Annotated in this window: 22 protein-coding genes; 11 read left to right on the forward strand and 11 right to left on the reverse strand. The window is 65.7% G+C overall.

All coding sequences use genetic code 11. The annotated features are described in order from the left end of the window. The first annotated feature begins 69 nt into the window (after nt 1-69). Together IGS58_RS16920 and IGS58_RS16925 are read left to right on the forward strand one after the other, a co-directional pair. Nucleotides 70-387, forward strand: a complete 318-nt coding sequence (locus tag IGS58_RS16920; protein ID WP_034782889.1) for a DUF3144 domain-containing protein — start codon at nt 70-72, stop codon at nt 385-387. Then, nucleotides 387-1328, forward strand: a complete 942-nt coding sequence (locus tag IGS58_RS16925) for an acyl-CoA desaturase (RefSeq protein ID WP_230522105.1) — start codon at nt 387-389, stop codon at nt 1326-1328. The genes IGS58_RS16920 and IGS58_RS16925 overlap by 1 nt, the downstream gene beginning before the upstream one ends. Here the strand turns inward: IGS58_RS16925 and IGS58_RS16930 are convergent. The 5 genes from IGS58_RS16930 to IGS58_RS16950 all read right to left on the reverse strand — a co-directional run bounded on the left by IGS58_RS16930 (nt 1301) and on the right by IGS58_RS16950 (nt 6426). Further along, nucleotides 1301-1843: a gamma carbonic anhydrase family protein gene (locus IGS58_RS16930; RefSeq protein ID WP_070259099.1), complete on the reverse strand. Its 543-nt coding sequence runs from the start codon at nt 1841-1843 to the stop codon at nt 1301-1303. The two genes, IGS58_RS16925 and IGS58_RS16930, sit on opposite strands and share 28 nt — an antisense overlap. Before the next feature lie 31 nt (nt 1844-1874). Beyond that, nucleotides 1875-2618, reverse strand: a complete 744-nt coding sequence (locus IGS58_RS16935) for a CPBP family intramembrane glutamic endopeptidase (protein WP_230522106.1) — start codon at nt 2616-2618, stop codon at nt 1875-1877. A gap of 86 nt (nt 2619-2704) precedes the next feature. Then, nucleotides 2705-3841, reverse strand: coding sequence for a benzoate/H(+) symporter BenE family transporter (locus IGS58_RS16940; RefSeq protein ID WP_070259289.1), 1137 nt, complete (start codon nt 3839-3841; stop codon nt 2705-2707). Between the two features lie 177 nt (nt 3842-4018). Beyond that, the gene (gene pdxR, locus IGS58_RS16945) at nt 4019-5494 is read right to left on the reverse strand and encodes a MocR-like pyridoxine biosynthesis transcription factor PdxR (RefSeq protein WP_230522107.1); all 1476 of its coding nucleotides are present in this window, start codon (nt 5492-5494) and stop codon (nt 4019-4021) included. Then, complete coding sequence (locus IGS58_RS16950; protein WP_230522108.1) at nt 5491-6426, reverse strand: hypothetical protein; 936 nt, start codon at nt 6424-6426, stop codon at nt 5491-5493. Before IGS58_RS16950 ends, pdxR begins: the two co-directional genes overlap by 4 nt. A 149-nt stretch (nt 6427-6575) precedes the next feature. Here IGS58_RS16950 and IGS58_RS16955 point away from each other — a divergent pair, with 149 nt between their 5' ends. Together IGS58_RS16955 and IGS58_RS16960 are read left to right on the forward strand one after the other, a co-directional pair. Then, nucleotides 6576-7043 (forward strand): META domain-containing protein, encoded by a 468-nt coding sequence (locus IGS58_RS16955; protein ID WP_230522109.1) that lies wholly within the window; start codon nt 6576-6578, stop codon nt 7041-7043. 55 nt (nt 7044-7098) lie between these two features. Continuing rightward, on the forward strand, nt 7099-7809 hold the full coding sequence (locus IGS58_RS16960; protein WP_034782899.1) for an HAD-IA family hydrolase: 711 nt from the start codon (nt 7099-7101) through the stop codon (nt 7807-7809). On the opposite strand, the gene IGS58_RS16965 is transcribed toward IGS58_RS16960, so the two are convergent. The 5 genes from IGS58_RS16965 to ssuE are packed head-to-tail and all read right to left on the reverse strand — an operon-like array spanning nt 7766 to nt 12244. Further along, nucleotides 7766-8596 carry an ATP-binding cassette domain-containing protein gene (locus IGS58_RS16965; RefSeq protein WP_070279796.1) on the reverse strand — a complete coding sequence of 277 codons (831 nt, stop codon included), beginning with the start codon at nt 8594-8596 and terminating at the stop codon, nt 7766-7768. The two genes, IGS58_RS16960 and IGS58_RS16965, sit on opposite strands and share 44 nt — an antisense overlap. A gap of 17 nt (nt 8597-8613) precedes the next feature. After that, complete coding sequence (gene ssuC, locus IGS58_RS16970) at nt 8614-9405, reverse strand: aliphatic sulfonate ABC transporter permease SsuC (protein WP_070259107.1); 792 nt, start codon at nt 9403-9405, stop codon at nt 8614-8616. Between the two features lies 1 nt (nt 9406). After that, nucleotides 9407-10567: an FMNH2-dependent alkanesulfonate monooxygenase gene (gene ssuD, locus IGS58_RS16975; protein ID WP_230522110.1), complete on the reverse strand. Its 1161-nt coding sequence runs from the start codon at nt 10565-10567 to the stop codon at nt 9407-9409. A gap of 33 nt (nt 10568-10600) precedes the next feature. After that, entirely contained in the window at nt 10601-11599 is a 999-nt protein-coding gene (locus IGS58_RS16980; protein WP_268989840.1) for a sulfonate ABC transporter substrate-binding protein, read from the reverse strand. A gap of 24 nt (nt 11600-11623) precedes the next feature. Further along, the gene (gene ssuE, locus IGS58_RS16985; RefSeq protein ID WP_230522111.1) at nt 11624-12244 is read right to left on the reverse strand and encodes an NADPH-dependent FMN reductase; all 621 of its coding nucleotides are present in this window, start codon (nt 12242-12244) and stop codon (nt 11624-11626) included. Between the two features lie 253 nt (nt 12245-12497). Between ssuE and IGS58_RS16990 the strand changes: the two genes are divergently transcribed. The 6 genes from IGS58_RS16990 to IGS58_RS17015 all read left to right on the forward strand — a co-directional run bounded on the left by IGS58_RS16990 (nt 12498) and on the right by IGS58_RS17015 (nt 18350). After that, nucleotides 12498-13712, forward strand: a complete 1215-nt coding sequence (locus IGS58_RS16990) for an acyl-CoA dehydrogenase family protein (protein ID WP_211547376.1) — start codon at nt 12498-12500, stop codon at nt 13710-13712. Nucleotides 13713-13733: 21 nt separating this feature from the next. Then, complete coding sequence (locus tag IGS58_RS16995) at nt 13734-14561, forward strand: MetQ/NlpA family ABC transporter substrate-binding protein (protein WP_070259117.1); 828 nt, start codon at nt 13734-13736, stop codon at nt 14559-14561. Between the two features lie 3 nt (nt 14562-14564). After that, complete coding sequence (locus IGS58_RS17000) at nt 14565-15956, forward strand: LLM class flavin-dependent oxidoreductase (protein WP_230522112.1); 1392 nt, start codon at nt 14565-14567, stop codon at nt 15954-15956. Nucleotides 15957-16028: 72 nt separating this feature from the next. Beyond that, a complete protein-coding gene (locus tag IGS58_RS17005; RefSeq protein ID WP_230522113.1) occupies nt 16029-16832 on the forward strand; it encodes a hypothetical protein in 804 nt (267 codons plus the stop codon). A 65-nt stretch (nt 16833-16897) separates the two neighbouring features. Next, nucleotides 16898-17797 carry a subclass B3 metallo-beta-lactamase gene (gene bla, locus IGS58_RS17010; RefSeq protein WP_230522114.1) on the forward strand — a complete coding sequence of 300 codons (900 nt, stop codon included), beginning with the start codon at nt 16898-16900 and terminating at the stop codon, nt 17795-17797. Nucleotides 17798-17870: 73 nt separating this feature from the next. Then, the gene (locus IGS58_RS17015) at nt 17871-18350 is read left to right on the forward strand and encodes an META domain-containing protein (protein ID WP_230522115.1); all 480 of its coding nucleotides are present in this window, start codon (nt 17871-17873) and stop codon (nt 18348-18350) included. A gap of 93 nt (nt 18351-18443) precedes the next feature. Here the strand turns inward: IGS58_RS17015 and epsC are convergent, their stop codons facing one another. Next, on the reverse strand, nt 18444-19382 hold the full coding sequence (gene epsC, locus IGS58_RS17020; RefSeq protein ID WP_052140419.1) for a serine O-acetyltransferase EpsC: 939 nt from the start codon (nt 19380-19382) through the stop codon (nt 18444-18446). 189 nt (nt 19383-19571) lie between these two features. Here epsC and IGS58_RS17025 point away from each other — a divergent pair, with 189 nt between their 5' ends. Next, the gene (locus tag IGS58_RS17025) at nt 19572-20759 is read left to right on the forward strand and encodes a multidrug effflux MFS transporter (protein ID WP_099393181.1); all 1188 of its coding nucleotides are present in this window, start codon (nt 19572-19574) and stop codon (nt 20757-20759) included. Nucleotides 20760-20763 lie beyond the last annotated feature (4 nt).

A 20763-nucleotide genomic window follows, 5' to 3' on the forward strand; every position in this document is an offset into this window, starting at 1 on the left:
TGGCAGCCGCGCGGCTGGACAGCCCGCGGCCCCCTGTGTAGACTGGCGCGCACTTTCATGGGGATTTTTATGAGCACACCAACCACCAAACCAGCACCGGGCCCGGAATTCTGGGAACGCGCCGACCAGGTCATCGCCCTGGCCAATGAACAATGCATGCACAGCGGCGGCAATGAAGTCGCCACCTCGCTGCTGTACGCGGCTGCCCGCTTCAACGCCTTCCTCGTCGCCAGCAAGAGCAACGACGTGGCCAAGATGCAGGAAGAGAAGGAAGGTGCCGTGGCGTTCTTCACGGAACAGTACAAGCGCATGCTGACCGACAACTTCAACGACTACATCACCAACTTCGACAAGTACACGCAACCGTCGTCAGCCCCCAAGGGTTGATGTCCGCAGCCAGCCTGGCCAGCCACCGCGCCCGCGCCACCTACGCCGACAGCGTGCTGAAAGGTGCAGTACGCTTTGCGCCTTTGCAATCGCTGTGGCTGATAGCCATGCTGGCCGGCGCCGTGACGGGCGCCCTGTTCTATTTCAGCTGGACCGGCTTGCTGCTGTTTGTGAGCGGCACGGCCATCGTCCTGCTGTTCGGCCATTCGCTGGGCAGCCATCGCAAGCTGATCCACGACAGCTTTGCATGCCCGCAATGGCTGGCATATGTACTCGTGTACCTGGGCGTGCTGGTGGGCCTCAGCGGCCCGCTGGGCCTGCTGCGCCAGCACGAACTGCGCGACTATGCGCAGCGCCTGCCCGCTTGCCACCCGTATCTGCGCCACGGCGCCGGCTTCTGGCGCGATGCCTGGTGGCAATTATTCTGCCGCCTCGACCTCGACCATCCGCCGCACATCGCCATCGAGCCGCGCATCGCGCACGACCGCTTCTATCGTTTTCTGGAAAGAACCTGGATGCTGCAGCAACTGCCGTGGGCCGTGCTGTTCTACGCCTGGGGCGGCTGGGGCCTGGTCTGCTGGGGCGTCTGCGCGCGGGTCAGCGCCGGCGTGCTCGGTCACTGGCTGATCGGCTACTTCGCCCACAACCATGGCCAGATGCACTTTCATGTCGACGGCGCCGCCGTGCAAGGCCGGAATATCCGCCTGACATCGCTGCTGACCATGGGCGAATGCTGGCACAACAACCATCACGCGTACCCGGGCTCGGCCAGGCTTGGCCTGCTGCCGGGAGAATGGGACCCGGGCTGGTGGATGCTGCTGCTCTTGCGGCGCCTGAGGCTCGTCTCCGGCCTGCGCCTGCCGCAAGACCTGGCGCCGCGGCCGGAACTGCGCCGCATTGATACCGCTAGCGCTCAGGCGCCGTCGCCACCGGCCAGGTAATTGTTTTTGACGCGCACGTAATGCTCGGCCGAATAGCGCAGGTAGGCGATCTCGGCTTCGGTGAGCGCGCGCACCTTGGCAGCGGGCCGGCCCACGTACAGATGGCCGCTTTCCAGCACCTTGCCCGGCGATACCAGGCTGCCCGCACCCAGCATCACGTGCTTTTCCACCACCACGTCATCCATGACGATGCTGCCCATGCCGATCAGGCACTCGTCGCCGATGGTGCAGCCGTGCAAGATCACGGAGTGGCCGATGGTCACGTAGTTGCCGATGGTCAGCGGTGAACCATCGGGCTTGGCCGCATTCCTGTGCGACACGTGGCCCATGGAAAAGTCCTGGATATTGCTGCCTTCGCCGATGACGATGCGGTTGACGTCGCCGCGCAGCACGCTGTTGCACCAGATGGAGCAGTCGTCGCCGATCTGCACATCGCCGATCACTTGCGCCGTATCATGCAGGTAGACGCGCTCGCCCACGACGGGGCGGGTATTCAGGTAGGAACTGACAGGCATCGCTTTCTCACTCTTCATAAATAGTAAACATTCACACCCAGCCGGCGGCCAGCGCAAAAATGGCCAGCCCATGCACCAGGGACGCGCCCAGCAAGCCGGCACGGCAATATACCAGCCCCGCCACCACGCCTTCGATCACGGTAAACACGAGGATGGGCGCGCCCACCTGCGTGACGGTGGTGGCGAGGAAGGCGTGGCACAGGCCGAACAGCAGGCCCGACACCAGCGCCGCGCGCCAGGCCGGCAGCCAGGCGCGCAATTGCTGCTGCAGCAAACCGCGAAACAGCAATTCCTCATAACAATTGGCCGCCAGCGCAAAACCCAGCAGCAAGGGCAGCGCGGATGGCGCGACGGGCGCCAGCGAGGGCAGGTTAAACACGGCTTTCAAGCCCGTCGCCAGCGCGATGATCAGGCCGGCGCCCGCCACACCCAGCAGCACGGACAGGGCTGGCCGCATGCCGAACCAGTGGATCTGTCGGCGCGCCTCGCTTTCCAGCCAGCATGTGCTGGCCACCAGCCCCAGCGACATGGCGCCCAGCGCCAGCAAGTCCAGCGGCGGCGCCGTGAAACGCAAGCCGCCCGCCGCCACCTGCCAATAGCCGTGTGCCGTCATCGCATCGCGCGCCAGCACGAAAAATAAAATGTGCACGAGCACGCGCAGCAGCGGCACCGAGCGTGGCACAGTACGCGGCAACACCAGCAGCAAGGCGCCGCAAACGAGGAAGGCGGGCGTGATCGCCAGCAGATACTGCGCCAGGGAAGTGATCTCGGGCATCGTTCGGCTCAAGTCGGAATACGGTGCCAACGGGCACGGGCGCAGCAATTGTATGCGCCGGCTGGCAAAACGGGCAACCTATCTTGCTATGCGGCCTTGCGCCATCCATGCATCAGGCCATGCGCCGCCAGTCCGGCAGCCAGCCCCCACAGGGCGCCGCCCACGCCCAGCAGGGTCACATTCGCGGCCGTCGCCAGGAAAGTAATCAAGGCCGTTTCGCGCATGCGCACGTCCGCCATCGCCTGCGCCAGGCTGTTGCCGATGGCGCCCAGCAGGGCCAGGCCCGCCAGCGCCGTGATGAAGCTGCGCGGCAAGACCATGAACAGGCTGGCCAGGGTGACGCCGAAGATGCCCACCAGAATGTACAGCACGCCGCACGCCAGCCCCGCGACATAGCGCTTCGACGGATCCGCATGCGCATCCTTGCCCGTGCAGATGGCGGCCGTGATAGCGGCCACGTTGAAGGCGTGCGCGCCGAATGGCGCCATGAGCAGCGAACCGAACCCCGTCACCGTCAGGATGGGATTGGCGCTGACCTGGTAGCCGTCATTGCGCAGCACCAGCATGCCGGGCATGTACTGCCCCGTCAGGGTGATCAGGAACAGGGGCAGCGCCACGCCCAGCAGGGACGCCACGGAAAAGCGCGGCATCTCGAACACGGGCGCGGCCAGGGCCAGTGCTATGCCTTGCGCATCGATGCGTCCCTGCGCCAGCAGCAGGACCAGGCCGATCAGCATGATGCCGACGACGGCAAAGCGTGCCGTGAAACGGCGCAGCACGGCATACGACAGCAGCAATACCACCACCAGCAGCGGGTCGGCGCTGGCGCCGCCAAACGCATTCACGCCAAACTGCAGCAGGATACCGGCCAGCAAGCCGGCAGCGATGCCGCCAGGAATCAAGCGCACCAGGCGCTCGAAGGCGCCGGACATGCCCAGCACAATGAAGGCGATGGCGGAGATCATGTAGGCGCCGATCACCTCGGCATACGGCGTGTGCGGCATGACGGTGGCCAGGAAGGCCACGCCGGGCGTGGACCAGGCCGTGATGATGGGCGCGCGGTAGCGGTAGCTGAGCCAGATGCCCGTCACGCCCACGCCGATGCTCAGCGACCAGACCCAGGATGCCGTCTGCGCCGCGCTCAGCTGGGCTAGCTGGGCTGCCTGGAACACCAGCACGAAGGTGCCGCCATAGTTGACGAGGACGGAAATGAAGGCGGCCATGGCGGGGGACGCCAGGTCGCGCCAGCGCGCCTGGCGCCTGTTGCCGGTTGCGGCCGATGATGTGGAGCTTGTGTGCATGCGTGTGCCCTTGCCTGATGTTCAAAAGGGGCATCTTAGCGTTTGCATGGACTGCTCGGACAGGCCACTTTCCGCATGCATAACAGACCACTTGAATACTTACCCCAGCGCGCGGGCCAGGCGGACGATACCGCTGTCGATCTCGTGCGGCGTGAGTGCGGCAAAGCCCAGCAGCCAGCCGCCCCGCGCGGGCGGCGTTGCGTACAGCCGGCTCAGGCCCGGCAGCACGATGCCCGCCTGCGCCGCCAGGCGTATCGTCTCCAGCTCGTCCCTGCCCTCGTGCAGCAGACACGGCATCTGCAAGCCGCCCGGCGGCAGCTGCGCCGCGACGACGTGCGGCAAGTGCCGCTGCACGGCCTGCGCCATCGCATCGCGGCGCACGGCGTAGACCTTGCGCATGGCGCGCACATGGGCCGCGAAATGGCCATCGGCGATGAAACGGGCCAGTGTCAGCTGGTCCAGCTGCGGCGTGTGGCCATCGAGAATGCTGCGCGCATGGGTCATCGGCTTGACCAGCGCGGGCGGCAGCACCATGTAGCCGATGCGCAGGCCCGGATACAGCGACTTGGCGAAGGTACCCAGATAAATCGTGCGCTGCTGCGTGTCCAGCCCCTGTACGCACGCCGTCGGCAAGCCCGCGTAGTGAAACTGGCTGTCGTAATCATCCTCGATGATCCAGCCCCGGCGTTCCGCAGCCCAGGCAGTCAGGGCCAGCCGGCGCTCGAGCGCCAGGGTGGCGCCCGTCGGGTATTGATGCGATGGCGTGACGTAAATCGTGTTGGCGCCGCTGCGGTCCGCGCGCAGGTGGTCGATGGACAAGCCATGCGTATCGACGGGTACTGGAATCACCTGCAATTGCGCCATCTCGAACGCCTTGCGCGCGCCGAAATAACCGGGGTCTTCCATCAGGATGGGACCGTGCGCGTCGGCCAGCACCTGCGCGCACAGGTACAGGGCCTGGCGCGTGCTGCTCAGCACCAGCACCTGGCTGGCCGTGGCCCGCGCGCCCCGCTCCAGGTTCACATAGTCGGCGATGGCCTGGCGCAAAGGCCCGGCCCCTTGCGGGTCGCCGTGCAGCAGCATGCCGGCCTGGTGTTCGCCTGCCGCCTGGCGCCGCAAGCGCTCCCACACGTCGAGCGGAAAGGCCCGCGTTTCCGGCAAGCCCGTGGCGAATGCCTTCACGCTCTGCTGGTCGGCCACGCCGCCACTGGCGAGAATCTGCGCACCGCGCGCGCTGAGGGCCACCGGCTGCGCGGACAAGGGCGGCAGCGTCATCGCAGGCTTGCCCAGCAAGCTCGCGCCTATCGTCGGCGAGACAAAACTGCCCGATCCCGTTCGCCGCCGCAGATAGCCATCGAGGCGCAGCTGCGCATACGCCATTTCCACCGTATCGCGCGACACCCCCAGCGATTGCGCCAGCGCGCGCGTGGCCGGCAGGCGCAGGCCGGGCGTCAGCACGCCGTCGAGTATCAGCTGGCGCAGCGCGCGCTGCACCCGCACGCGCAAGTCGAGCGCCGCCAGTTCAGGCGCGGCGATGCGGATTTTCAGGGTGTCGAGTTCGAACTGCGGCGTCATATGGCCTTGGCGCGGGCCGCATCCACGGCAGCCATGCTGCTGGCCAGCGAAAAACCGTGCTGCTGCAGCACCGCCACCAGCTGCTCGCCGGCGCAGCCCAAACGCAGGTTTTCCGCCACCCAGTCTTGCCAGGCGGCGCCGATCTCCGGCATGGGCTCATCTTCCAGCGTGAGACCGAGTATGCATGCGGCCAGCAAGCCGTTGATGCGCTTCGTGTCGATCAGGTGCTGCACCACCGCGTGGCCCGACTGCGGGAACGGGTGCAGGGTGCAGCGGCCGAAGGCGGCCAGGCGCTGCGCGTGCATGGCGTCGAGGTTGACCGATTCGCTGGCGCTGGCGCCGGCACTGGCCGCGTCAGGCCGCGTGCCGAACACCAGGTGCAGCTGCGTATCGTCCGTCGCCCTGGCGCGGCACAGGGCCGCCAGGTCATAGTAGCCAGACGGCGGCGGGTCTTGCGCCAGCGATTCCATCACGGGCAGCCAGCGCAGCTCATGGTACAAGCGCGCCTGCTGCACGTCGAGGAAGGACAGCGGCCCGAAGGCGACGATCTGCTGCGCGTCCAACAGCAAACCATACATGACGGCCGCGTACGCGCCCATGGATTGGCCGACGGTGGTGACTTGACTGGGCGCGATGCGGCGCACGAGTTCGCGCAGGGCCTGCGCCGTTTCATCCACATGGCTGCCCAGGCCCGCGATGCGGCGGTGGTACCAGGCATTGCCCGAATCGCGCACGAGGATCTTGTTCAGATGCTGGCCGCTGGCCTGCTCCAGCTTGCGCAGGCGCCCGTAAAAATCGAAGGCGGGACGCGTCGTCCACGAAACGAAACCGAAGGCGATCACCAGCGGCGCGCCGGGCACGATGCGGTCGACCAGCACATCGTCGGCACTGGTGGCGACCAGTCGATTATCCAGCGCTTGCGCTTGCAGCATCGGCCCGGCTCCCCGATCAAGGTTAAAACAATAGAAAGCATGAGTGTAATGCCAGTACTGGCAAAATGGAAACATTCGCCGCTGCCGTACGCCGGCCGGCGCGAAAAACCTGCTAGTCTGCAGGCATTCCCCCCTCACAGGAGCGCCCCATGCTGCATCGCCTGACGCATCGTCTCACCTACCTGCCCCTTGCCGCCGCCATCGCCATGGCCGGCGGCTGCGCCACCACGCCCGACAGCGCCAAGCCGGACACCGGTCTGACACCGATGTACAGCCTGACGAATACCTACTGGAAGCTGACGCAGCTCGATGGCGCCGACGTGACGATGGCGCCGCAGCAGGAGCGCGAAGTACGCATCACCCTCACCGACGATGGCAAGGTCCATGGTTTCACGGGCTGCAACCGCGTGATGGGCGGCTATACCTTGAGCGGCAACGTCCTGCGCTTCACGCAACTGGCCGGCACGCGCATGGCCTGCCCGCCGCCCCTGATACGGCTGGAAAGCGCGGTATTGGCCAATTTGAACAGCGTGACGGGCTACCGCTTCGAAGGCGAGTACCTGATCCTGCTCAAGGATGGCGCGCCTGTGGCCAGGTTTGAATCGGTCTACCTGTGAAATAAAAATCGACTGCCGTTACAATGGCTTCCAGCCCATCATCCGGAAGGAAGCCATGTCCGCACTGCCCTCGCCGTCTTCATCCCCGACACCATCGGCCGCCGGCCGCTACCGGGCTTTTCTTTTTGACATGGACGGCACCGTCATCAATTCCATCGCCGCCGCCGAACGCATCTGGGGCACGTGGGCGCAGCGCCAGGGCCTCGACGTGGCGGCCTTCCTGCCCACCATCCACGGCGCGCGCTCGGTCGACACCATCGCCAAGCTGCGCTTGCCCGGCGTCGACGCGCAGCGCGAGTCGCAGGGCATCACGGATGCGGAAATCATCGATGTGGAAGGAATTATTGAAATCGCCGGCGCGCTGCGCTTCTTGCAGTCGCTGCCGCCCGCGCAATGGGCCATCGTCACCTCGGCGCCAAGGGCACTGGCCACGGCCCGCCTGAAGGCGGCCGGCATGCCCATCCCCGCCATCATGGTGACGGCGGAAGACGTCAAGGCCGGCAAGCCGAAACCCGATTGCTACCTGCTGGCGGCGGAAAAACTGGGCGTTGCGCCCTCTGACTGCCTGGTATTCGAGGATGCCTCCGTCGGCATCGAGGCGGGAGAAGCGGCCGGTGCGAAGGTCATCGTCGTCACTGCCACGCATGCGCATCCGCTGGCCACGCGCCACCCGGCCATCGACAGCTACGAGCGCATCGTGGCAACCGTCGATGGTGACGGCTTTATTGTCCTGGCGGAGATGGCTGCAACACCCGCGACAAGATAGCCTGCTCCAGCGCGGCGAAAGCCGCATGGCCGCGCTGTCGCGGGCGCGGCAAATCCACCTGCACGTCCATGGTGATCTGCCCATCCTCGATCAGCAGCACGCGGTCGGCCAGGGCCACGGCCTCGGCCACGTCATGCGTCACCAGCACGGCCGTGAAGCCGCGCGCCAGCCACAGCGACTCGATCAGCTGCTGCATCTCGATGCGCGTCAGGGCGTCCAGCGCCCCGAGCGGCTCGTCGAGCAGCAGCAACTGGGGCTCGTGCACAAGGGCGCGGGCCAGCGCCACCCGCTGTTTCTGCCCTCCCGACAGGGCCGACGGCCAGTCGTCCGCCCGCTCGGCCAGGCCCACCGTCCACAGCGAAGCGGCCGCCGCACCGACGGAACGGGGCAGGCCCAGAGCCACGTTGTCGAGCACTGTCTTCCACGGCAGCAAACGCGATTCCTGAAACATGATGCGGATGTCGGGCGCGCCGATGCCGCTGCCGATGGCGATTCTGCCGTCATCGACGCTTTCCAGGCCCGCGATCGAGCGCAGCAAGGTACTCTTGCCGCAGCCGCTGCGCCCCACGATGGCGACAAACTCGCCCGCTTCCAGCTGCAGGTCGACGTTTTTCAGCACGGAGCGACTGGTGTAGGATTTGCTCAGGTTCGTCAGCGCCAAGGGTACGCCACGCCGCTGCAAGGGAGCCTGTGGGGCTATCTTCGCCTGCGGCGGCGCACTGGCCGGGTCGTACTGCACGAAGTGCGACAGGAAATCCGTTTCGATCTGGATGGGGGCAAGCAGCATGGTGTCTTCTTTCGTCATTAGCGGTAAGCGGGATTCCAGCGCAGGCAGTGGCGCTCCAGCCGGCGCGAGAACAAATCGGCCAGCTTGCCCAGCAAGGCATACAGCAGTATCCCCACCAGCACCACGTCCGTTTGCAAAAATTCGCGCGCATTCATGGTCATGTAGCCGATGCCGGCCTGCGCCGAGATGGTTTCGGCGACGATCAGCAGCACCCACACGAGGCCCAGCGAAAAGCGCACGCCCACCAGAATGGAAGGCATGGCGGCCGGCAGGATCACGTCGCGGTACAAGGGCCAGCCGGACAAGCCATAGCTTTTCGCCATTTCGATCAAGCCCTGGTCGGCCGAGCGGATGCCGTGGAAGGTATTCAGGTAGACGGGAAAGAACACGCCGACGGCCAGCAGAAACAGCTTGGCCGTCTCATCGATGCCGAACCACAGGATCACCAGCGGAATCAGGGCCAGGGCCGGGATGTTGCGCACCATTTGCAGGGTCGTGTCGAGCAGTGTTTCCGCATGGCGGAAACTGCCCGTCAATAGCCCCAGCAGCAAGCCCAGTCCCGCGCCGATGGCGAAACCGACCGTCGCGCGCCACAAGCTCGTTTTCAGGTGCAGCCACAGTTCGCCCGACACGGCCAGGTGCCAGAAGGCTTTCGCCACGGCCCACGGCTCGGGCAGGATGCGGCTCGACAGCCAGCCCCACTGCGCCGCCAGTTGCCAGGCCAGCAGCAGCGCCACGGGCAAGGCCCACGGCGCCAAGGCATTGCGCCACGGCGCGGCGCCTGCCCGTTGTATGGAGCCGGCCGCCATCTCAGGCCGCCTTTTTCTGCGGCGCGGCCGGCACGATATTGCTGGCCATGACTTCGCCGAAGGGCCCCGTCAGTGACTGCTCGCCCAAGGCCTTGCCCTTGCCCAGCAGCGGAAATACCAGTTCGGCGAAGCGGTACGATTCTTCCAGGTGCGGATAACCGGAGAAAATGAAGGTATCGATGCCCAGGTCCGCGTATTCCTGCATGCGCGCCACCACGGTCGGGCCGTCGCCGACCAGGGCCGTGCCCGCGCCGCCGCGCACCAGGCCCACGCCGGCCCAGAGATTCGGCGACACTTCGAGCTTGTCGCGCCGCCCGCCATGCAAGGCCGCCATGCGCTGCTGGCCCACGGAATCCATCTTGCCGAAGGCCGCCTGCGCCTTGGCGATGATGTCATCGTCCAGGTGACTGATCAGTTCATCGGCCGCGCGCCAGGCCGCCTCGTTGGTTTCGCGCACGATCACGTGCAATCGGATGCCAAACCGGACTGTGCGGCCTTTTTTTGCTGCGCGCGCGCGGATGTCGGCGATTTTCTCGGCCACGGCGGCCGGCGGCTCGCCCCACGTCAGGTACACGTCCATCTGCTCGGCCGCCAGTTCATGCGCCGGCTCGGACGAGCCGCCGAAATACAGGGGCGGATACGGTTTCTGCACGGGCGGGTACAGGGTTTTCGCGCCCTTTACCTGGATATGCTTGCCCTCGAAATCGTAGCCGGCCGCGCCGCCCTCGCCCGCCAGGGTGGCGCGCCACACCTTGATGAATTCATCGGAAATTTCATAGCGCTTGGCATGGTCGGCAAACAGGCCGTCCGCTTCCAGTTCGCCCTGGTCACCGCCCGTGACGACATTGATCAAGAGGCGCCCATTCGACAGGCGGTCAAAGGTGGACGCCATGCGCACGGCCAGGCCGGGCGTGGACAGGCCGGGACGGATGGCCACGAGGAATTTGAGCTTTTGCGTCACGCTGATCAGCGACGACGCCACCACCCACGCGTCTTCGCAGGAGCGGCCCGTGGGCAGCAGCACGCCGTCGTAGCCGAGCGTATCGGCGGCCACGGCCACCTGGCGCAGATAATCGGCATTGACGGGGCGCGCGCCCTGCGACGTGCCCAGGTAGCGGCTGTCGCCGTGGGTAGGGATGAACCAGAAGACATTCAATGACATGGCGTGCTTTCCTTTGCTTGTTTCTTTGCTTGTTTATTTTGTGCTGGTGGCCAGCTGGCGCACCGGCAGCAGCGCGTCCTTGACGACGATCGGTTTCGGAATCAGCTTCAGGCTGGAAAACGCGTCCGCCACCCTTTGCTGCGAAGCGATGACGTCGACCGACACGGGTTTGACGCCATACGCATAGCGCGAAGCGGCCAGCGCCACGACATCCTTGCCCAGCCCCGTCTGCGCGGCGAGGATCGTCGCCACTTCTTCCGGATTGTTGCGGCCCCAGTCATCGACCTTGGCCACCTCGTCGAGCACGATGCGCAGGATCTCGGGATTTTTTTCCGCATACGTGCGCGAAGCCAGGTAGAACTGGTAGTTCGCCACCAGGCCCTTGCCATCGGCCAGGACGCGGGCGCCCAGCTGCTTTTCGGCGGCCGCCAGGAACGGATCCCAGATGGCCCACGCGTCCACGCTGCCCCGCTCGAAGGCGGCGCGCGCATCGGCCGGCGGCAGGAACACGGGCTGGATGTCGGCGTACGCGACACCGGCCTTTTCCAGCGCCTTCAATAACAGGTAATGCACGTTCGAACCCTTGTTCAGGGCAATTTTCTTGCCCTTCAAGTCGGCCAAGGTGCGCAGGCCGGAACCCTTGGGCACGACGATGGCTTCGCTGGCAGGCGACGCCGGCTCATTGCCGACATACACCAGATTCGCGCCGGCCGCCTGGGCAAAGATCGGCGGCGCCTCGCCCACGGTGCCGAAATCGATGCTGCCCACGTTGAGGCCTTCCAGCAGCACGGGACCGGCCGGGAACTCCGTCCATTTCACGCCCACGCCCTGCTCTGCCAGGCGTTTTTCCAGGGTGCCGCGCCCTTTCAGCAAGGTCAATGTGCCGTATTTCTGGTAACCGATGCGGACCTCCCCCTTGGCCTGCGCCTGCGCCGCGGCCGGCATGCCGGCCGCCATCACGCCCGCGGCGGCGGCAAACAGCAGGCCCAGGGTGGTACGGCGCGAGAGTCGTTGTGCGTGGCGGTGTGTCATGGCAGTTCCTTGGTCGGTGAATAATCAGGCGGCTTGATACTGGGGCGCGTAAGGCTGGTCTTGCAGCGAACGCACGGGCAACGGGATATCGGCGGGCGCGGACGGGCGCTGTCCCTGCAGCACGAACAGGCCGGTGGAGAGTTCCTCGATGCCGGCCTGCACGCGTTCAGCAATCGGCGCATCCAGGCTCAGGCCCCGCTCTTCATGCCACGCCAGCTGCTGCGCATTGGCATAGATGCTGGTGAAGACTTGCTTGGCGCCCAGCGCATGCAGCACGGGACGCAGCGCATAGTCGAGCGCCAGGGTGTGGGCATGGCCGCCGCCCGTGGCCAGCGGCAGCACCAGCTTGCCGGCCAGGCCATCTTGCGGCAACAGGTCGAGGAAGGCTTTCAGCAAGCCGGTATATGAAGCCTTGTAGATGGGCGTGGCGATCACGATGGCGTCCGCGTCAGCCACGGCGCGCACGGCGCGGGCAATCGCCGCGTCGTCGTAGTCGGCCAGCAGCAAGGCATGTGCCGGCAAGTCGCGCACATGCAGCTTGGCGTAGCTGTAGCCCTGCAGCGCCAGCTGTTCGCCGATATGCAGCAGCAGACGGCTGGAACTCGATGGGAGTTGCGGGCTACCGCCCAATAACAAGATGCTCATGTGATGCCCGTCCCTGTACGTTGTCGGATTGGAGTTACTCGGATGCTTGCAGCCTATCGCCATCAGCAGCCGTGTAAAACGAATGCTTTCGCGCTTCGATATGCGTTTTTTGACCATCCAGGCCTGACGCCCCGCAAGCGAAGTCGCCGCTCCTTGCGCGGCTTTTTTCGCATATCCATGCGCGGTTTTCTTCGTGTACGGCGCGTGCCTGGCGGTGCAATATCGGCGTCATCGTCTTTCTGGAATGTCACCCATGTCTAGCGTTTTTCTCCATGCCGCCCGTCCCCAGCCACCTGTGCCGGAACCCCTGCAGGACGCCATCAGCATCGCCACGTCGCTGGCCGCGCGCCTGGCTGAAACGGCCAATGCCCGCGACCAGGCCGGCGGGCACGCTGCGCAGGAACGCGAATGGCTGCGCGAGTCGGGTTTGCTGACCTTGTCGATCCCCGTGGAATTCGGCGGCCAGGGCGCGTCGTGGCCCCTCGTGTACCAGGTGATCCGCATCCTGGCGCGGGCCGACAGCGCACTGGCGCATGTCTTCGGCTTCCACCACCTGCAGCTGGCCGGCCTGCAGCTGTATGGCAGCGCGCAGCAGCAGCGCCGCCTGCTCGCCTTGACCGTTGACGAGCGCCTGTTCTGGGGCAATGCCTTGAATCCCCTCGACAAACGGGTCACGGCCAGCGACAGCGACGACGGCTACCTCCTCGACGGCATCAAGAGCTTTTCTTCCGGTTCCGTGGGATCGGACTGGCTGACCGTCTCCGCCTGGCATGCGCCCACGCAAACGGCGCTGATCGCCGCCCTGCCCACGCGCCAGGATGGCGTCACCGTGCAGGCGGACTGGGATGCCTTCGGCCAGCGCCAGACGGACAGCGGCAATGTGCATTTCCACGGCGTCGCCCTGCCGCGCGAACTGGTGCTGCAGGCGCCCGCGCAGGCCGCCACGCCGCAAGCCACCGTGCGCTCGCAGATCGCGCAACTGATCATGGCCAACCTCTATCTGGGCATCGCCGAAGGCGCGTTCGAGGCGGCGCGCCGGTACACGGACGAGCAGGCGAAAGCCTGGTTTGCCTCGGGCGTGGCCAAGGCAACGGACGACCCATTGGTGCAGCACCGCTACGGCCAGCTGTGGCTCTTGCTGCGTCCCGCGCAAGTGCTGGCCGACGCGGCGGCGCAGGAACTGGAAAAGGTGTTCCGCAAGGGCGCGCTGGTAACGGCGCGCGAACGGGGCTTGCTGGCCGTGGCCGTGGCCGAAGCCAAGTGCCTGGCGCACAAGGCTGGGCTGGAAATCAGCAGCCAGATGTTCGAACTGACGGGCGCCCGTTCCACCTCGGCCCAGTATGGCTACGACCGTTTCTGGCGCAACGTGCGCGTGCATACCCTGCACGACCCCATCGACTACAAGCTGCGCGACCTGGGACGCTTTGCCTTGACCGGCACGGTGCCCGAACCAACCGCGTATTCATAATTCACCCACCAAGGAGCCACCATGACCATCGCCCGCCGCAGCATCCTCCTCAGCGCCCTGACCCTGGCCTTGACGGCCACCTTCGCCCACGCCAAGGACCCGAAGGACATCACCATCGGCACCAGCGCCGGGCCGTACGCGGACCAGATCAAGCTGGGCATCAAGCCCATCCTGGAAAAGCAGGGCTACAAGGTCAAGCTGGTGGAATTCAACGACTACATCCAGCCGAACTTCGCGCTGGCCGAGGGTTCGCTGGACGCCAACGTCTTCCAGCACATCGTCTACCTGAAGAAATTCGCGCTGGAGCACAAGCTGGCGCTGACGGACCTGATCACGATCCCCACGGCGCCGATTGCCATCTACAGCAAGAAGCACAAGACCCTGGACGACGTGAAGGAAGGCACGACGGTGGGCTTGCCGAACGATCCGACCAACCAGGCGCGCGCGCTGGTGCTGCTCGACCAGCTGGGCTGGATCAAGCTGCGCGCCAGCTTCGACCCCGTGCGCGCATCGGAAAAGGATATCGCCGTCAACACCAGGAAAATCAAGCTGCTGCCGCTGGAAGCGGCGCAGCTGCCACGCTCGCTGGGCGACACCGACTACTCCTTCATCAACGGCAATTACGCGCTGGCGTCGGGGCTGAAACTGACGGACGCGCTGGTGGCCGAGAAAATCTCGCCCAACTACATCAACCTGGTGGCCGTGCGCACGGCGGACAAGGACAAGCAGTTCGCAAAAGACCTGGCGGCCGCCTACCGCTCGCGCGAATTCCTCGACATCACGAATAAACACTTTGCCGGCTATTCGAAACCCGACTACCAGCAAGCCTTGCAGACGGCGGCCAAGTAAGCCATGGCAAAGACGATACGCTTCAACGCCTTCCAGATGAATACCGTCGGCCACCAGTCGCCGGGCCTGTGGACGCATGCGCGCGACCGCAGCCACCGCTATACCGATCCGCAGCACTGGACGGAACTGGCGCGGCTGCTGGAAGCGGGTCTGTTCGACGCGGTGTTCCTGGCCGACGTGCTGGGCGTGTATGACGTGTACCGGGGCAGCCTCGATGCGGCCCTGGAACACGGCGTGCAGGTGCCGCTGAACGACCCGCTGGCCCTCGTGCCCATCATGGCGCAGGCGACCACGCACCTGGGTTTCGGCGTCACCTGCGCCCTCACCTATGAACATCCGTACACGTTCGCGCGGCGCATGTCCACCCTCGACCACCTGACTGGCGGGCGCATCGGCTGGAATATCGTCACCGGCTATCTCGATAGCGCGGCGCGCAACCTGGGCCTGGGCCAGCAACTGGGCCACGACGAGCGCTACGACCTGGCCGACGAATACCTCGACGTCGTCTACAAGCTGTGGGAAAAAAGCTGGGACGACGACGCCGTCGTCAACGACAAGGCACGCGGCATCTATGCCGATCCGGCCAGAGTCCATCCGATCAACCATGCCGGGCGCCACTACCAGGTGCCCGGCATCCATTTGTGCGAGCCGTCGCCGCAGCGCACGCCCCTGCTGTACCAGGCGGGTACCTCGCCGCGCGGCACGCGCTTCGCGGCGCGCCATGCGGAAGCCACCTTTGTCAGTGGCCCCAGCAAGACGGTGGTGAAACGCTACGCCGACGACCTGCGCGCCGCCGTGCGGCAGGCCGGCCGCGATGGCGACGCGCTGCTGATCTACGCGCAGGCGCTGGTCATCACGGGCGCCACCGAGGAAGAAGCGCGCGCCAAGCATGCCGACTACCTGCGCCACGTGAATATCGAGGCGGCCCTCGTGCTGCTGTCCGGCTGGACGGGCGTCGATTTCAGCCGCTACCCGCTCGACGCCACCATCGACTACATCGATTCCCCGGCCGGCCGCTCGGCGCTGGCCTCGTTCAGCCAGGCCGATCCGAGTCGCACGTGGACGGTACGTGAAGCGGCCGAATACATCGGCCTGGGCGGGCGCGGCCCGGTGCTGGTGGGCGATGCGCGCCAGGTGGCCGACCAACTGGAAAACTGGCTCGACGAGACGGGCATCGACGGCTTCAACCTCGCCTTCGCCGTGGCCCACGACAGCATGGCCGACGTGGTGGAACACATCGTGCCGGAACTGCAGCGGCGCGGCCGCTACCGCACCCAATACGAGGAAGGCAGCTTGCGCCACAAGGTCTTCGGCCAGGGCCCCCGCCTGCCCGCCGATCACGCGGGCCGGCAGGTCAGCATCGCACCGGACAGCGCCACCCTGGCCGCCGCATGAATGCCAGGCGGGGCAGTGACAAGCCCTGCCATTCATGTTAGCTTGCCGTGTTAATAATACATGGGCAAGTGCGTGCATTCCTTTTCGTCTCCAGACAAACCAGCTACCCTCCTCGCCTGCGGCGTCCTGGCCGCCAGCCTGCTGTGCGGTGGCCAGGCCGCCGCGCAAAACGACGAGCGGGCCGCGCCGGCCGACACCAGCCAGTCCGTCCACGTCAGCAGCATCCGCAATCCGGAATTGAAATCGTACCGCGTGATGGCGGCCGGCCTCGATGCCTTTGACGACCACCATGCACTGGCGCCCAGGGCACGCGAAGTGCGCTTCCAGCTGATTCCCGCCCCCGGTGTCGCGGCCGATGCCCTGCGGGACGCAACCTTGCGCATCGTCGGCAACGAGACGGCGATCAGCGTGCCCCTGTCTGCCGATGGCAGCTTTGTGCTGCCCCGCAGCGCGCAAGCCGACAGCGACGACGCGGACCTGGTCACCAACCAGAAAAAAGACCGGTTCCGCTGGCAAGCCAGCGTACGCAGCGACGACGTACCGCCCGGCATGCGCCGCCTGGGCGACCTGCGCCTGCAGTGCCAGGTCGGCATCGCCATTGCCAAGAAAGAGACGCCCTTCTTGCTACGCACCCTGGTCGCCACCAAGCTGCGCACCACCGACTGGTGCTCCGCCATTGAACTCAAGATGAGCACCTACAGCGATCCGGCCATCGCCAGCGCCACCCTGCTCGATGGCGGGCGTCGCGTCGCGCTGCAGGTGAAAAATGGCGGCACGTCCTTCCTGGCCCCCTTGGGCGACACCCGCTATGCGGACGATACCCTGATAGAACTGGTGTACCTTGATGCCGCCGGTGCACCGCCCGCATCCTTGTGACCATTTGCGTCGCGCCCCGTTCCATGTCAGCATATGCCACCCTGGCACCACGGATAAGGATCGCAATGCCCCCCACTCTTACGCGCGCGCTGGCACTGGCGCTGCTGGCAGGCCATGGCTCCCTGGCATTGGCGCAAGCGCCAGTCACGCCGCCGACGCCTGGTTGCGATGTCTGCGCCACCTGGAATGCGGACCAGGCCCCCTTTCGCATCTTCGGCAATACCTATTATGTGGGCGTCAAAGGCCTCAGTTCCGTGCTGGTGACGTCGCCGCAGGGCCACGTGCTGATCGACGGCGGCTTGCCGGAATCGGCGCCCAAGATCAGCGCCAATATCGGCACGCTGGGTTTTCGCATCGAGGACGTGAAACTGATCCTCAATTCGCACGGCCATATCGACCATGCGGGCGGCCTGGCCGAACTGCAGCGGCGCAGCAATGCGCTGGTGGCCGCCAGCCCGTCGGCCGCGCTGGACCTGGCGTCGGGCGAAGTGGGGCCGGATGACCCGCAATACCACGCGCTGCCCAAGTACCCGCCCGTCAAGGACATGCGCCTGGCGCGCGACGGCGGCCGGTTCAATGTCGGCCCCGTCAACCTGACGGCGCACGCCACGCCGGGCCACACGCCCGGAGGCTTGAGCTGGACGTGGCAATCGTGCGACGGCCCCCGCTGCCTGAACATGGTCTATGCGGACAGCCTCAACGCCGTCTCGCGTCCCGGCTTCAAGTTCAGCGCCAGCAGCGAGTATCCGAACGCGGTGGCGGACTTGCGCCGCAGCTTCGAGACCCTGGAAAAACTGCCTTGCGACGTGCTGATCTCCGCCCACCCGGAGGCGTCGCAGCTGTGGGAGCGGCTGGAAGCGAGCGCCACGGCCGGCAGCGAGGCGTTCATCGACCCGCAAGCCTGCCGCGCCTACGTGGCGGCGGCGCGCACCGTGCTCGAGGCGCGCCTGGAGCAGGAACGGTAGGCTTGTCAACCGTGCACGCTGGCGTGGCGCCGATCTGCTACGCTGGCGCCATTCATTTGAAGAAGGAAATGCCATGTTCACACTCGCCAGATTGATTCCCCTCGCCGCCATCGTCGCCATCACCGCCGGCTGCGCGCAGACGCCCGTGCGCAGCGACGCTGCCGCCGCCGCGCCAGGCGCCACCTCGCCAGCCAAGCCGGCACCGAAGCTGACGGGCACGCAGTGGAAGCTGAAGGAATTGAAGGGCAAGCAAGTGGTGCGCAAGGCGCCCGAGCAGCGCGAAGTGACCCTGCTGCTGGCTGAAGGCCGCGCCAGCGGCAACAGCGGCTGCAACCAGATGATGGGCGGCTACACCAGCGATGGCGTCAGCACCCTGAACTTTGGGCAGATGGCCGGCACCATGATGATGTGCCAGCCGCAGGACATGGACCTGGAACGCCTGCTGCTGACCACCTTGGGCGAAGTCAATGGCTACCGCTACGCCGACCAGGAATTGCTGTTGCTGAAGGATGGCGTGCCCGTGGCGCGCTATGAAGCGCTGACGGTGAAGTAAAACTGCTGCCTTCCCCCAAAGGCAAAGACTGGGGTCGTACCCTCAGGGTACGACCCCGGCATCTGTCAGGGGCTTGCTCCACCTCCACCGCACCTAGTCATTGCGCATCTGCGCCTGCGATACATTACTGTTCGCTGGCACGCTCTGCGTCAGCCACACATTCCCCCCGATAGTCGATCCCGCGCCGATGGTGATGCGCCCCAGCACGGTCGCGCCCGCGTATATCACCACGTCGTCCTCGACGATGGGGTGGCGCGGCGTGCCCTTGATCAGCGCGCCGGAAGCATCGGCGGGAAAACGCTTGGCGCCCAGGGTGACGGCCTGATACAGGCGCACGCGCTGGCCGATGATGGCCGTCTCGCCGATCACCACGCCCGTGCCGTGGTCGATGAAGAAGGAGGCGCCGATGTGCGCGCCCGGGTGGATGTCGATGCCCGTCAGGGTGTGCGCGATGTCGGCGATCAGGCGCGCCAGGAACGGTGCGCCGAGCGCGTGCAGGCGGTGCGCCAGGCGGTGGTACAGGATGGCGATGGTGCCCGGGTAGCACAGCATGATCTCGGCCACCGAGGTGGCGGCCGGGTCGCCCGCATACGCGGCCTGCACGTCCGACACCAGCAGGGCGCGGATATCGGGCAGGCTGGCGGCAAAGGCGCGGGTGATGTCGCGCGCCTGCTGCGCCAAGGCCGCGTCGTCGCTGGCGGCATCCCCCTCATCGCCGGCCGGCACTGAGAACAGCAAGCCGCGCCGCACCTGTTCGCTGAGGCGGTTCAGGGTGGTGTTGAGGGTGTCGCCGACAAAATAATCGATGCTTTCGTCCGTCAGGTTGGGCCGCCCGTAATGCGTGGGGAACAAGGCTGCCGACAGGCCGTTGACGATGGTAGTGAGGGCTTCGCGCGACGGCAGTTCGCGCACCCTGCCGTTATGGCGGATCTTGTGCTTGTCTTCGCGCGAGCTGCGCAAGGCCTGGATCACGGGCCCCAGGTTCCATTGAGCCGTGTCGTCGGCGGGCGCCGCGGGATAAATACTGTGCATGGCGTATCACTTCCAGAAAATGGCAAACAAGCCGGGTCGCCCAAGCATAGCGGTGGCGACAAGCGATGCAAACGAAGAATTTCAAGATTCCATATGCGAAAAACACATATGAATGACAAACAAGGCCGGCGCCAAACCCGATTGCGTCCACTAGCGTAAAATGACGGGCTAACAAAAACACTCTTCAACATGACTAAATTATTAACATGGATTTTGGCGGGCCTGGCGATGGTCGGACCGCTTGCAATTGACACCTATCTGCCGTCTTTCCCCGCCATCGTGCAAGATTTCAATGCCAGCCCCCTGCTGGTGCAGCAAACCCTGAGCTTTTTCCTGTTCACGTTCGCCTTCATGATGCTGTTTTACGGCACCCTGTCCGACTCGTTCGGCCGCCGTCCCGTGATTCTCGTCTCGCTGGTGCTGTATGTGATCGCCTCCGTGGGCGCCGCGCTGGCGCCGTCGCTGGGCTGGCTGCTGGCCTGGCGCGTGCTGCAGGGACTTTCGGCGGGCGCCGGTTCCGTGATCGGGCGCGCCATCGTGCAAGACCGCTATTCGGGCGCCGCCGCGCAAAAAATCCTCTCGCACATCATGATGGTGTTCGCGCTGGCGCCGGCCATCGCCCCCGTGCTGGGCGGCTGGCTGCAAGTGGGCCTGGGCTGGCGCTGGATCTTCTGGTTCCTGACGGCGTTTGGCGTGCTGATGTTCGTCGTCGTCTGGCGCGCGCTGCCGGAAAGCTTGCCGAAGGAGCAGCGCCACGCCTTCCACCTGGGCGATATCGCCGTCAATTACTGGAAAGTGCTGTGCCACCGCCAGTTCCTGCTGCTGTCGACGGCCATCGGCGCCGCCTTTGGCGGCTTCGCTTTGTACATCGGTTCGGCCGCCTACTTCATCATCAACATCCTGCACCTGCCGGAAACGGCATTTGCCTGGCTGTTCATTCCCCTGATCAGCGGCATGGTGTTCGGTTCGGCCCTGTCGGCGAAGATCGCCCACCGCTACAGCCAGCGCCAGATGATCTGGGCCGGCTTTATCCTGATGCTGGTGGCGGCTGCAGCCAACATCGGCTACAACTATGTCTTCGCCGCCGAAGTGCCGTGGGCCGTGCTGCCGCTGTTCTTCTACTCGTTCGCCCTGTCGATCGCCATGCCGCCGATGACCCTGATGGCCCTGAACCACTTCCCCAACAACAGCGGCCTGGCGTCGTCGATGCAGTCGTTCATCCAGATGCTGCTGTTCGCGCTGGTCTCGGGCCTGGTGGCGCCGCTGCTGTTCGACAGCGCCTTGAATCTGGCGTATGGCGTGATGGCGGGATTGCTGGTGAGTTTGGTTTGCTGGGTGTTTGCGCAGGGCGGGAAAACGGAAGCGGTCAAGCAGTAGCTTT

The sequence above is a fragment of the Janthinobacterium sp. EB271-G4-7A genome (assembly GCF_020858075.1).
Taxonomy (GTDB): Bacteria; Pseudomonadota; Gammaproteobacteria; order Burkholderiales; family Burkholderiaceae_D; genus Janthinobacterium; species Janthinobacterium lividum.

What these genes read in the sequence shown, in the direction of transcription:
- bla (WP_230522114.1), top strand. Translation starts at nt 16,898, where the DNA reads ATGCCCCCCACTCTTACGCGCGCGCTGGCACTGGCGCTGCTGGCAGGC.
- pdxR (WP_230522107.1), bottom strand. Translation starts at nt 5,494, where the DNA reads ATGACGCCGCAGTTCGAACTCGACACCCTGAAAATCCGCATCGCCGCG.
- IGS58_RS16950 (WP_230522108.1), bottom strand. Translation starts at nt 6,426, where the DNA reads ATGCTGCAAGCGCAAGCGCTGGATAATCGACTGGTCGCCACCAGTGCC.
- ssuD (WP_230522110.1), bottom strand. Translation starts at nt 10,567, where the DNA reads ATGTCATTGAATGTCTTCTGGTTCATCCCTACCCACGGCGACAGCCGC.
- IGS58_RS16925 (WP_230522105.1), top strand. Translation starts at nt 387, where the DNA reads ATGTCCGCAGCCAGCCTGGCCAGCCACCGCGCCCGCGCCACCTACGCC.
- IGS58_RS16980 (WP_268989840.1), bottom strand. Translation starts at nt 11,599, where the DNA reads ATGACACACCGCCACGCACAACGACTCTCGCGCCGTACCACCCTGGGC.
- ssuE (WP_230522111.1), bottom strand. Translation starts at nt 12,244, where the DNA reads ATGAGCATCTTGTTATTGGGCGGTAGCCCGCAACTCCCATCGAGTTCC.
- IGS58_RS16930 (WP_070259099.1), bottom strand. Translation starts at nt 1,843, where the DNA reads ATGCCTGTCAGTTCCTACCTGAATACCCGCCCCGTCGTGGGCGAGCGC.
- IGS58_RS16965 (WP_070279796.1), bottom strand. Translation starts at nt 8,596, where the DNA reads ATGCTGCTTGCCCCCATCCAGATCGAAACGGATTTCCTGTCGCACTTC.
- ssuC (WP_070259107.1), bottom strand. Translation starts at nt 9,405, where the DNA reads ATGGCGGCCGGCTCCATACAACGGGCAGGCGCCGCGCCGTGGCGCAAT.
- IGS58_RS16995 (WP_070259117.1), top strand. Translation starts at nt 13,734, where the DNA reads ATGACCATCGCCCGCCGCAGCATCCTCCTCAGCGCCCTGACCCTGGCC.
- IGS58_RS16990 (WP_211547376.1), top strand. Translation starts at nt 12,498, where the DNA reads ATGTCTAGCGTTTTTCTCCATGCCGCCCGTCCCCAGCCACCTGTGCCG.
- IGS58_RS16955 (WP_230522109.1), top strand. Translation starts at nt 6,576, where the DNA reads ATGCTGCATCGCCTGACGCATCGTCTCACCTACCTGCCCCTTGCCGCC.
- IGS58_RS16935 (WP_230522106.1), bottom strand. Translation starts at nt 2,618, where the DNA reads ATGCCCGAGATCACTTCCCTGGCGCAGTATCTGCTGGCGATCACGCCC.
- IGS58_RS16920 (WP_034782889.1), top strand. Translation starts at nt 70, where the DNA reads ATGAGCACACCAACCACCAAACCAGCACCGGGCCCGGAATTCTGGGAA.
- IGS58_RS16960 (WP_034782899.1), top strand. Translation starts at nt 7,099, where the DNA reads ATGTCCGCACTGCCCTCGCCGTCTTCATCCCCGACACCATCGGCCGCC.
- IGS58_RS16940 (WP_070259289.1), bottom strand. Translation starts at nt 3,841, where the DNA reads ATGGCCGCCTTCATTTCCGTCCTCGTCAACTATGGCGGCACCTTCGTG.
- IGS58_RS17025 (WP_099393181.1), top strand. Translation starts at nt 19,572, where the DNA reads ATGACTAAATTATTAACATGGATTTTGGCGGGCCTGGCGATGGTCGGA.
- IGS58_RS17015 (WP_230522115.1), top strand. Translation starts at nt 17,871, where the DNA reads ATGTTCACACTCGCCAGATTGATTCCCCTCGCCGCCATCGTCGCCATC.
- IGS58_RS17000 (WP_230522112.1), top strand. Translation starts at nt 14,565, where the DNA reads ATGGCAAAGACGATACGCTTCAACGCCTTCCAGATGAATACCGTCGGC.
- epsC (WP_052140419.1), bottom strand. Translation starts at nt 19,382, where the DNA reads ATGCACAGTATTTATCCCGCGGCGCCCGCCGACGACACGGCTCAATGG.